Annotated in this window: 7 protein-coding genes; 1 reads left to right on the forward strand and 6 read right to left on the reverse strand. The window is 49.1% G+C overall.

Annotation, left to right across the window (positions count from 1 at the left end; genetic code table 11):
• Nucleotides 1-9: 9 nt before the first annotated feature.
• From B5M13_RS19345 to B5M13_RS19370, 5 genes are all read right to left on the reverse strand, one after another.
• The gene (locus B5M13_RS19345) at nt 10-765 is read right to left on the reverse strand and encodes an SDR family oxidoreductase (protein WP_080057229.1); all 756 of its coding nucleotides are present in this window, start codon (nt 763-765) and stop codon (nt 10-12) included.
• Nucleotides 766-772: 7 nt separating this feature from the next.
• A complete protein-coding gene (locus B5M13_RS19350; RefSeq protein WP_080057230.1) occupies nt 773-3,112 on the reverse strand; it encodes a hypothetical protein in 2,340 nt (779 codons plus the stop codon).
• Between the two features lie 676 nt (nt 3,113-3,788).
• Nucleotides 3,789-4,448, reverse strand: a complete 660-nt coding sequence (locus B5M13_RS19360) for a DUF6766 family protein (RefSeq protein ID WP_080057232.1) — start codon at nt 4,446-4,448, stop codon at nt 3,789-3,791.
• A gap of 118 nt (nt 4,449-4,566) precedes the next feature.
• The gene (locus B5M13_RS19365; RefSeq protein ID WP_170061157.1) at nt 4,567-4,767 is read right to left on the reverse strand and encodes a response regulator; all 201 of its coding nucleotides are present in this window, start codon (nt 4,765-4,767) and stop codon (nt 4,567-4,569) included.
• A gap of 300 nt (nt 4,768-5,067) precedes the next feature.
• Entirely contained in the window at nt 5,068-9,585 is a 4,518-nt protein-coding gene (locus B5M13_RS19370) for a CheR family methyltransferase (protein WP_080057234.1), read from the reverse strand.
• A 130-nt stretch (nt 9,586-9,715) separates the two neighbouring features.
• Between B5M13_RS19370 and B5M13_RS19375 the strand changes: the two genes are divergently transcribed.
• A complete protein-coding gene (locus B5M13_RS19375) occupies nt 9,716-10,732 on the forward strand; it encodes a chemotaxis protein CheB (protein WP_080057235.1) in 1,017 nt (338 codons plus the stop codon).
• 106 nt (nt 10,733-10,838) lie between these two features.
• Here B5M13_RS19375 and B5M13_RS19380 read toward each other — a convergent pair whose 3' ends face one another.
• Nucleotides 10,839-12,470, reverse strand: coding sequence for an ABC-F family ATP-binding cassette domain-containing protein (locus tag B5M13_RS19380; RefSeq protein WP_080057236.1), 1,632 nt, complete (start codon nt 12,468-12,470; stop codon nt 10,839-10,841).
• Nucleotides 12,471-12,481: the final 11 nt, after the last annotated feature.

Raw genomic sequence — 12,481 nt, forward strand, 5'->3', positions numbered from 1 at the left:
CTTCGGTGATTAAATAAGTTGTAGATGAGGCCGAATCTGCACCGAAACCACATCGCAACGTTTCGGCTGGGTCAGAATGTAATAGACACAAACGGCAATATCTTCGGCCCGAAGCATATCCCCCTTTTGCTGCCGTTCCCGCTCCTCTTCGGGCGTAGTCGATTGCATATCTGACCCCACGGCACCCGGCTCTACCAGGCTGATTTTAATACCGTGCGGGTTCACTTCCTTGCGCAAACTTTCGGCAAATCCCTGAATGGCCGATTTGGTGGCTACATACACCGAACTGCCTTCCTCCCGGACATTGGCACTCATCGAACCGACCAGTACAATATGCCCCTGCCCTTGAGGTTTCATTCGCTTCAGTGCTTCCTGAGTAGCGGCCAGATACCCTACCAGATTGGTCTGGATCACATACCGCCAGTCGGCATCAGCCATTTCTTCAATTGACGCTGCTGCCAGAGCCGCACAATTGATGAGCATATCCAGCCCACCCAGGTTCTGATCGGCCTGCTCGAATATCCGCTGAATATCATCGGTATTGGCGATGTCGGCCAGTATACCACTTGCCTGCCCCCCCCCCTGCCGGATTTGCTCAATCACTTCGTTTAGGGGCTCCTCATGTCGGCCAAAGGTGAAGATATGGGCTCCGTATGCCCCTAAAAGGACCGCAATTGCTCTGCCAATTCCGGTGGTTCCTCCTGTAATTAAAATGCGTTTGCCGACCACCGACTCAACCGCTGTGTGGATTGGTGACTGATTCATGGATGCTCTATTTTGTTTTTATTGACGATTGATTCTGCACCCGATTTTCGCTGACCTTCCGTGTTGTCCGAAGCGATTTAGGCGTTGGCCCCCACTCCAACCGAAGCCGTAGATTACCCGGAACGGTAAACTCCTGATACGTTTTATCCTTGCTGGTAACCATGAATGGCTTGGGGCTGTCGGAGTCTTCGTCCAGCAATTGGATAGCGGGCAACTTGCTTCCTTTGGCCAGTATCCGCACCTGACAGGTATAGTCAGGCAGACCACTTAAACAAAAAATAGCATAGCCACTTTTCCGATCAATTATTTGATAGTCAGCCTGGTAAATAGGATAATTGCAGTATATAATGACGGGCACGCCCTCGAAGCGTTTATAAGCATAGGTTGTCAGGATATAGGCCAGCGCACCACCATATACCTCCTGTCCGACGGCTCCAACCTGCTTCCAGCCCGTCGAGATGTCTTCCACAGGTATTGGTAAATCGGGGATCATCCGGCCCTCACGGGGCTGTGAACAAATCATATCGGCTGGAAGCTCCGACGGGAAATAATAGCGGCCCCGGTGAAGCAGGTATTTAATAAATTCGGCAAACACCAGCCGAGCAGCCGGGATAACATCATTACCGAGTTCTTTCAGGTAATTGAGCATGGTAGCCATGATCTCAGCCTCTTCATAAGCGGCCAGGTAAGGCGCATCTTTCAGCGGTGCTACACCCATGAATGTGCTGCAAAACTGCCCAAGTCCGAAGTTGCACTCCCAGATCCACATACGGGCAATCACGTTGGCAATGCTCAGCCGGCTCAGATCAAAATACAGACGTTTGCCCGTAATTCGCCAGAGCTTAACCAGCGTCAGAGCACTCATGATCGTGATATTGGACTGATAAAGCAGTTCAAAGCCTTTGCCCCGTAGCCGTTCGGCCGATTGCTCCGCTTCCTGAAGGTAACGCGGATCTTTACTCAGCTCGTAGGCCTGAACCATAACATGCGTAAACAAACCGGCCGCATCCAACTCGCCCCCTTTACCTTCGCTGGTTTCGGCCTTGATCACGGCCAATGTTCGACTATCATAAAAGACCGGCCAATTGTACCCAAAATGATGGGCAGCCCGAATCACAAATTCCAGCGAACGGAACAGCAAGTCTTTGGCTTCGGTATTCCCTTTATCGGCCAGCCGTCCCAGATTCATCAGAATATGTAACAGATACCAGGAGTCAATCTTATTAATATCTTCTTCTTCACTGGGCTCATCTTTTTTAAACGACTCGCCGGGTAGCCAGCGGGTAAGCGTCGCTTTTTTTTCATCGAAAAAAGTGGGGATGGCTTTTTGCAGCAACTCGACCAGCGGTACTGGTTTTTCCAGCCATTCCTGATACTCCCAAAGCGGAACCAGAATAGCCAGTTGAACCATACTTTCGGGTGGTTTTTGCGTGGCACTAACATAGGCATTGAGGTAAAACTGATTTCTGATCCGTCGGCCACATTCCGGCGAATTGGCCAGCGCCCGAATGGTCTGTTCAGCTGCTTTGGGCCAGTCGAAATAAACGGGTTCGGGCTTGGGAAGTTGGCGGTAGATATAGGGTATAGCCTTCAGAAACATGTCGGCAGCCTCAAACTCGTTGGCGGGAATACCTTCATTGAGGTACAGAAAGGCATCTGATATAATCACTTCCTTGCCTGCTTTCAGAGGTTGTTCAGCAGCTGGTAGCGAAAAGCCAACTTCAGGCCACTGGGCGTCCACCGTTCCAGAAGGGTCCGTGTGCGTTTGCTGGCAGTAATCATTTAGGGCGGTCAGATTCTGGAAATACAGCAGCGTACCTTCGATGGGTTTTGTAACGGACAAATACGTGAGCCCAGCCGTTGGGCCACTCTGGGTTACATATACCATTCCCTCGGTAGTGGTGGGATCGCCGTCTTTGTTCAGCAGGTACACGTCACGAGGGAAAGCTTCTACAATAAAATCCTGATTCGGTTTCAGCGAAGTTGTATACCGCAGTAGCATGGGCTCGTCAACGCATCGCTCGATCATTACCCGAAACGCTCCCAGTGATCCATCGATACGGTATTCAACCGTTGTTTCGGTTTGCTTGCCACGTTTGACAGCATGAATGGTTTGCGGATCAAAACAAGTTCGAATCGCTAGTTTTCCAGCCGTTGCAAAGCTATATACGATCCAGAATGAGCTGGGCGTCAGGCAGGTTTGCAGACTGCCCCGATCAAATTGCCAGGGACTATCTTCTAGCTGAGTAGCTTGGTTTAGATGATCTTTCAGACCGCTGACCCATTGCGACGTTTGACCTGCTTTCGTAAAAGGTTGCCAGTAACTAAGTTCATCTGCTTTTGCCATTGCGTCGGATTAAGTTGATGACTTGATTAACTTTCTACGCATCCAAACGTCAGATATAGCTGCCAAAAAATAAGATAACGGTCTGAAAAACGATCGCTGCTGGCCAGTAACCCCATACCCTCATTGTCACTAACTCAATTCCACTGCTGAACTTATGTATGATACTTCTCCGACAATTGGCGAGGGACATCCTGCTTCCTGTATGAAATCGAACCGACGTTTTATAAAGCGCATTATCTGGCCGATGGTACTACTACTTATCAGCCTGTTGATCTATCTCTATATCGAATACAATGCTTTATTCGAGCCCGTCCTCAGACTTATACACCAGATCAGTCCAAATTCAACCAGCAAATCCGTCCTTATTACGTTGGACTATTACAGCTTCGAACCCATGAACTTCAAGCCTTAAAACCGAAGGACAAAACTGTTTTTTGGCCGTATAGTTCTGGACATTGATCAATAACAAGGGCGCATAGGTCGTCTGTAAGATCGTATCTCCTCACTACTCAAACGGCCTATTATTACGCCAGTGACTTACCTCTCGGCATAATATCAGACGAAGGCTCGTTGAAGATCGTTTGCAGGGCTCGGACATATAAAACCAGACAGAAGAAAAGGCCGACAAAAACTAGTATTTTCAGAACGGAAAGCCTCCTCAGCACTGTAAAATGGGTTATTCGCCCGTGTCATCATTCGATGCATCGACCGGCTTGGATTGCGGGGAGCCCTTCTGCCGAAGAAAAATAGAAAGGACAACGATTGACAGCACCGACAAAAATTCACTCTGCCAGTTTTGCAGCGATTGAAACCAGAAATCACTACTACTCATAAACTCCACGAGTGTGAGCTGTTCGGCTTTCCCTTTCAGGGTCTGTTCGGTATTATACTCCTTGAGGCCACCCAGCGCGTGTAGCCAGAACGAAAGGGCAAAAAGCAGAAAATAAGCCAGACTAAGCGAATTCTGATAGAGTTTCGAGATCCACCCTCCCCGTTTAACGGGCCAGGGCGCTCCTTTGCGAGTGGGTTGCGGCTCCCGATCCACTTCTTCAGATTCGGTCAGGCTTTTGGATTCGGAAGAGCCTTTCTGAAACAGGGAAACTGTCAGCAGCACATAGAGCCCCATTTGTAGAAATTCACTTTCCCAATTTTCAAAGACGGCTTCGATATAGTGTCCGCTGGTAAGATAACTTGCTAATACCAGCGGAGGCTTTCCATACTCCTGAAGTTCCTCATTGAAAACCGCCCAGCCAACCAACGTTTGGCCTACCAGTGTAAGTACTGTAATAATGAGCAGGACAACTGATAGCCCATTCTCCCGAAAAAAACGATTCATTGATGTAGTGATCCCAAAATTCCGCTGGATAAACTGTTGAGTCCACAGTTTGTTACACTGATGCCGCTACTCAGCGGATAATTAACTAGGCAAAGGGCAGCCGATTCATCCGCAGCCACTAGTGACAGACCATCTCCAGAGTTTCCCGAAGTGGCTCCAACCCAGCGGGATTTACTAAAAAGGGGTTAGCTCCAGCTTCATAACTGGCATCGCGTTCTTCCAGCGAACTGGCATTACGCATCATAACGACGGGAGTACGACGCCAGGATTCATTCCGACGCAGTTCCATCAGTGTTTGTAGACCGTTCAGGTCAGGCATGTGCATATCCAATAGAATCAGGCTGGGCCGTAGCCGATTCGAACCCGGTTCCTGCCCTGTGCTATCGGTGGTCAGATAATCCAGAAAGGCATCGCCACCCGAAAAAAGCGTACGCTATATTGAGGTACAAGCCGTCTAAAAATCAGTTCAACTAAAAACCTGTAATTCTGCTCATCATCAACCACAAACAGTAGATTACTTTTAGTTCCATACACATATCCCTAACTGAGTAACTACACTTTGGCGATTTAAGGGCTGATGTATTGCCCAAAATCAATAACTGATTTGTCCGGTATAGGGTCAATCCCGGCCATACCTCTGAGGAAACCATAACAGAAAACGTGTTCCTTTGTTGGGCTGGCTCTCTATCGCCATCTGGCCACCCAGTAATTCACACAACTGCCGGACAATTATCAGCCCAATACCTTCACCCGTTTTCGTATGGGGTGGGGCCGGCAACCCCGGTCCTGTATCGGCAATTATCAGTAGCCAGCGGTCAGCCTCCGGTTTCCAGCTTATTGACACCCCTCCTGTATTCGTATAACTCAGGGCGTTCAACAGCAGATTCTGAGCAATGCGACGAACTTTTACGCTATCACTCTCAACCATCAAGCATTCATCGCCTTCCACCTTGAGCCACAAATTTCGTTCTCTGGCAAGCGGTCGTACACTTTCTGCCAGTTCGTTGAGTAACTCAGCCGCATCAAACGAAGTGATGTGCAACTCTTCCTGCCCTGCTTCCAGCCGGGCCATGTTGAGCATTTCGGTTATTAGTTGGGTAGCCTGCTGAATATTGCGCTGGAGCATAACCAACATTTGCCGCCGTTCGTCATCAGAACTGGCAAAATCGAGTAGGGAAGCGGCCCCCTGAATAATACCAAAATTACCCCGCAGATCGTGCGAGGTGCTGCGCAGGAGTTCGCTCCTTTCACGGAGTTGTTGCCGAAGTCGTTCCAGAATCTGTATGCTCTCGTTCGATTTCTCTAATTCAGTCAGTAACTGTTCCTGCTGCTGTTCTGCCTTTTTCAGCAGGCTGATATCCCGCCCGGTCAGTACTACACCATCATCATATTTCAGTAAAGTGATAAGCATCCATTGATCGGCGGTGGGTTCATATCGTTCTTCCTGAAACGGTTCGCCGGTTTCCAGAACGTGCCGAACGTTGGGCAAGGTCTGTTCCTGCCAGAGTTTTTCAGCCAACTGAGCGAGGGTTGATCCTATCAATTGTTCAATTGTATAATCGGCAACAGCCGCAAATTCTGCATTGCAGACAACTAGCTGAAAATCCGTTATGATCTGGTTCCTATCGCGAATCGGCTTTAGAAACCCGATAGCAGCCGGTGAACTATTCAGAACGGCCTGGAGGTTCAGTGCCGTCGTTTCGAGTTCACGTTCGGCCTTTTGCAGATCCGTAATATCGCGGGCAATGGCCAGAACACTTTCAATCGTATTATCGGGTCCAAATTCGGGCACCATGCGCGAATAGAACTGAGCCAACCCACTTTGCGTCTGAAACGCGTTATAATGCTCCTGCGATTGGCCCGTATCGAATGTATACCGCAGTTTAGCCATATAAGGGCCAGCAATGTCGTCGGTCATGCCCATTTCGGCATTGGTTTTACCCAGCAGATCGCCGATCGATTGTCCGGTTTTCTCGACAAACGCATGGTTGGCAAACAGCAGCCGTAGATTACTATCCCAACGGGTAATCACATCTGGTGTGTTTTCGACCAGTGTGCTCAACTGCCGGGTACGCTTAGCCACATCCTCAGTCCGTTTCTGCACGCGCTGATCCAATTCCTGATTGATCTCGTGCTGTAAATGAACATCCGCCGATGAGCCTATATAACCCTTGAATGTACCATCTGCGGAAAATAAAGGCTGCGCATTTTCCAGCATCCAGCGGTATTCACCATCGCGTCGGTGGAGACGGTACTCTGAGTTAAACATCTGCCGAACTTTAATGTTGCGGTTGTAAGCAACCTGATAAACCGCCTGATCGTCGGGATGAAGGCTCTCGACCCAGCCATGCTCCTGCACATCTTTCATGCTCCGTCCGGTATAATTGAGCCAGACTTTGTTCAGAAACGTAATATGTCCATCGGCATCCGTCACCCAGATGAGTGTGGGGGCGTTGTCGGCAATCTGATGAAACCAAGCCTCCCGTTCGGCCAGCAATTCCTGCGATCTTCGACGCTCGGTAATGTCATCAATGGCCAGGAGAATAGAATCCTGTTGCCGAACAACCCGACGGGCATTGAGCGACAGAATTTTATCGCCCGTTTCTGGCGACGAATAGGTTAGCTCGAATCCCTGAAACTGCGCTCCTGAAGTTACAATATCCGTCAGCATCAACCGAAGTTCGGGTATATCCCACTGGCGGTTGCCCAGTTCATAAATGAGCCGCCGTTCAGTTGCCGTTTCGGTAAGTTGAAACAGCCGATAAAAAGCTGGATTGGCACTTTTTACCCGCAGTTCAGTATCCAGAATCAGCGTAGCCTCCCGGATGGTTCGGAAAATATCTTCCGAAAACTGATGCGCTTCCGACAATTGGTCATTTCGTACCTGAAGTTCCTGATTGATCGTCAGCAATTCTTCATTGGTAGATTCGATCTCTTCTTTACTGGTTTCCAGCTCTTCATTAATACTCTGGAGTTCTTCATTGCTGCTGATGATTTCCTCATTGGCCGACTGGAGCTCTTCATTGCTGGCTTCCTGCTCTTCAATAATCGAACGCATGTCCTCACGGAGGTTGGCCAGTTCCGTTTCCAGTTCTTTGATCCGTTTGTTTCGGGCGCTGGTCGATTGCGTAACGGGAGTTGTCGGCGGTTCTATCTCTTCAAAAATAATCAGAAACAGCCGCTCACCAGTCGCCGTATCCAAGGGTATGGCTTCAATCGATGCGTAGTGCGTTTTATTACGCACTTTGAATTCCAGTCCACTTTTCCGTACGGTCTCACTCGATTTATGTGCTTTATGAATGGCGTTTCGCAATTCAAATACCAGCGTAGGGCGAGCCATTCGGATCAGATTCAGGCTAGCTTTGCCGGGAGAGGGTTCAAGAAATAAGCCCGTTGAGCCTCTAAACTGAAGAATATCCATATCCTGATTAACCACTACGCTAGCCGGCACATACTGACTAAGCAACAGGTTATCAACCAGTTTATCCAGATCAAAGGCAGAATTTGTCGTCAAGCCGAATGCCACGTTCCGTAACCCCATTTCGCCATTGAACGGGTTTATGATTTTAGGAACGCTAATTGGACGAGCCGGATTTTCGCCATCAAGCTGCCGGGGCGTCATGGCAAAGGTGGCCCGGCTATCGACATCATTTCGGCGTGTGAATACCTTGTAGTTCTTTTCCAACTGCGAAAAAAGCTGAGCCGATGTGCCCACTGTTTCTGACTTACCCAGAACCAGATAGCCATTGGGATTCAGTGCATAATGAAACGTAATGATGGCTTTGCGCTGGAGAGGTGTATCAAGATAGATCAGCAGATTTCGACAGCTAATTAGGTCCAGTCGTGAAAATGGTGGATCTTTCAGCAGGTTATGGGGCGCAAACACGCATAGGTCCCGAACCGATTTATTAATGCGGTAGTGATCATCTACTTTGGTAAAAAACCGTTGCAGCCGCCGGGGCGATACATCCATCACCTCTCCCCGCGTATAGCTTCCCAACCGGGCTTTCGCAACTGCCGATTCGCTCAGGTCGGTCGCAAACAGCTGAATAGTACGACTCAGTGAGTATTCGCCCAGCACTTCAAGTAACAGCATCGCCATTGAATAGGCTTCCTGCCCAGTCGAGCAGGCCGGTACCCAGATACGAATCGGCTCGGCCGATGCTTTTTCCCGAACCAGTTGCGGCAACAGCACTTTCTGGATATAGTCCATGGTATCGGTATCCCGGAAGAAGGTCGTCACGTTGATCAGCAGATCATCATAGAGCAACATCGCTTCCTCGGGATGCTGGCGCAGGTATTCGGCGTAGGCTCGCAGCGAGTCAAGTTTATAAAGCAAGGTTCGGCGAATAATCCGACGACGTATGGTCGTTACTTTATAATGGCTAAAATCTACCCCGGTAGCCCGGCGTAATAGCTGAATAATACTTCTCAGGTCTTCGTTGGAGCCTTCGACCGATTCTTCTTTGAATGATCCCTGATGCTCATTCTCCTGATTCTCAATCACCTTTGTTTGCTGAAACAACGAAATCTGGCCACTCAATCGCTCCAGCTCTCTGGCAATTTCGACGGGCGATAATACCCGGTCAACGACTCCTTCCGCAATGGCCGACCGGGGCATACTCAGAAACCGGGCGGAGTCGTCCTGGGCAAATGTAATCCCTCCTGCCGCCTTAATCGCCCGCAGGCCAAGTGTTCCATCAGAAGCCGTTCCGGACAGAATCACGGCAATTGCCCCTTCTCTCTGCCGCTCTGCCAATGATAGAAAAAACTGGTCGATGGGCATATGGATCGACGAACGAGTTGGTCGAAGCTGTAGGGTGAGTATGCCATCTGCTACCTCCATATCCCGGTCGGGCGGAATAATGTAAAGCTGATTCGGTTCTACCCGCATCTGGTGCTCAGCTTCCAGTACGGTCATTACCGTGGCCCTGCTTAGTATGTCTACCAGATGCGTTTCCTGGGAAGGGTCGAGGTGTTGAATATAGACGTAGGCCAACCCGGTCGTGGGCGATAAATTTTTCAATAGTTCGACCAACGCTTCCAGACCACCAGCCGAAGCGCCAATCGCTACAATCGGAACATTAGAAACAGAGGCTGGTTGGGCAGTAGTAGAAGTAGCTTTCTTCTTTGCCATATTTTGTAGACCGCTTCTAACCAAGCAGTATTTCTGTAGTTAACTAGATTAGTGTCTGCGCTTAGTGCCTCCCTTCCTGAAGTGAGTACGTTTTAATTAAACCCTAATAAAGTTAAACCTTCCCACCAATATGACAAAGCGGGATATAATTGTTATTGGCGCATCAGCAGGGGGCGTATATGCCCTGAAAGAATTAGTCGCTGCATTACCATCTGACTTTCAGCCCGCTCTGTTTGTTGTTCAGCATGTATCCCCTCATGCACCAAGTTATTTACCCGATATTTTGACAACAGCAGGACATTTGATAGCAACGCATCCACTGGATGGTGAATTGATTCAGCCAGGGCACATTTATATCGCCCCGCCCGATCATCACCTACTGGTCGAATATGATCAGGTTATTGTTAAAAAAGGTCCTAAAGAAAACCGTTTTCGACCGTCAATCGATGCCCTGTTTCGCTCGGCCGCTTATACATATGGTCCCAGGGTTATCGGCATCGTATTAACCGGAATGCTCGATGATGGCACATCAGGTATGTGGTCGATTAAACGACTGGGTGGCACCTGTATCATCCAGGAACCAGAAGAGGCCATGTATGCCAGCATGCCCAGTAGTGTTCTGAATTATGTCGATGTAGATTATTCGCTGCCCGTAGCTGACATGGCTCTTCTATTAATCCGGTTGACTAAAGAGACGGTGATGGAAAAACCGGCGCTTTCTAAGGAAGAAGAAAAACGACTGGAAACGGAAGTTAACATTGCAGCTCAGGACAGTGCATTCGATCTGGGTATCCTGAATATGGGAGAGTTGACTCCACTGACCTGCCCAGAATGTAATGGCGCTTTAATTAGTATCAAAGAAGGCAAACTCATTCGATACCGCTGCCATACGGGCCACGCGTTTACGGCAAGTTCTCTCCTCGCCGAAACGACGAAAGTAGTAGAAGAGTCATACTGGAAAGCCGTCCGTAGCCTGGAAGAAACCGTCCTATTGTTGGAGAATTCGGGAAAACAATTTGCTGAAGGGGGAAACGAAGACGCTGCTGAGCAATTCCTTGAGAAAGCAGCATTCATGCGGGAACGCGCCCGAATCACGCGCAAATTTGCCATGGAGCAGGAGAAATATAGTGAGGATTCGGTCCAATAAACTGACCCATACCCGGCTATAAATAATCGATTGTGTCCATGCTGTTTTATATAAAAACGGGGCTGATGCATGCGTCAGCCCCGTTCTATAAGCAACTAGCCAAAAGCTAGGCCACTGCTTCATATAGCCCTTCACGCTGCGCTTTTACGCGCTCATCGGCAATAAACTCATCGTAGGTCATTAGTTTGTCGATAATACCTGCCGGGGTGATTTCGATGATCCGGTTGGCAATGGTCTGTACAAACTGGTGGTCGTGTGAGGTAAACAGCACTGGGCCTTTAAAGTCGATCAACCCATTGTTGAGCGACTCGATGGATTCAAGGTCGAGGTGGTTGGTCGGTTCGTCGAGCAGCAGCACGTTAGCCCCCGACAGCATCATTTTCGATAGCATACACCGCACTTTTTCCCCCCCGCTCAATACACTGGCTTTTTTCAGCGACTCTTCGCCCGAAAACAACATCCGGCCCAGAAATCCCCGGATAAAGCTTTCATCCTTTTCCGTTGAGTACTGCCGTAGCCAGTCAACCAGATTAAGGTCTGTCTGGAAGAATTTATCTTTTTCCGCATCCGTCGGGAAATACGACATGGTGATCGTAATACCCCACTTAAACGTACCCGAATCGGCCTTGCGTTCGCCCGCCAGAATATCCATCAGGGCCGAAACAGCCAGGCCATCGCGGCTATAGAGAAAAATTTTGTCTTTCCGATTGACCGTAAACGACAGGTTTTCGAACAGTTTGGTGCCATCTTCGGCTGTATACGTCAGATTTTCGACCGTCAGAATCTGATCGCCGGGCTCCCGTTCCGATTTGAAGTTCACATACGGATACTTCCGCGACGAGGGTTGAATATCCTCAATCGTAAGCTTTTCCAGCAGCTTGGCCCGGCTGGTAGCCTGTTTGGACTTCGAGGCATTAGCCGAGAACCGACGGATAAACTCTTCCAGTTCTTTCCGCTTATCTTCGGTTTTCTTGTTCTGATCCTGCCGTTGTTTCAGTGCCAGTTGACTCGATTCGTACCAGAACGAATAGTTTCCAGCAAAGAGCTTCACTTTACTGAAATCAATATCGACGATTTGTGTACACACCTGATCCAGAAAGTGCCGGTCGTGCGATACAACAATCACGGTATTGTCGAAATTAGCCAGGAAGTTCTCGAGCCAGATGCTCGATTCTACGTCGAGGTTGTTGGTCGGTTCGTCGAGCAACAAAATGTCGGGATTTCCAAACAGGGCCTGCGCCAACAGCACCCGCACTTTTTCCGAACCATTCAAATCCGCCATCTGGGCGTAGTGCATACTTTCTTTAATGCCCAGGCCCGATAACAGTTGTGCAGCATCTGATTCGGCATCCCAACCGTTCATTTCGGCAAATTCGGCTTCGAGTTCAGCGGCTTTTTCGCCGTCAGCATCGGTGAAGTCGGTCTTGGCGTAGAGTACGTCTTTTTCCTGCATGATGTCGTACAGGCGCTGGTTACCCATGATTACCGTCTGCAACACCGGAAATTCATCATAAGCGGACTGGTTCTGTTTCAGCACCGACATCCGCTCACCAGGTGTGATGGATACGCCACCCGTCTGCGGCTCGATTTCACCGGACAGAATTTTTAAAAACGTTGATTTACCAGCTCCGTTGGCACCGATGACGCCGTAGCAGTTGCCAGAGGTGAATTTTATATTTACATCGTCGAATAACACCCGCTTACCATAGCGCAGTGAGACGTTTTGTACCGATAGCATGTCCTGATTAT

The sequence above is a fragment of the Spirosoma aerolatum genome, assembly GCF_002056795.1.
GTDB classification, from domain to species: Bacteria; Bacteroidota; Bacteroidia; order Cytophagales; family Spirosomataceae; genus Spirosoma; species Spirosoma aerolatum.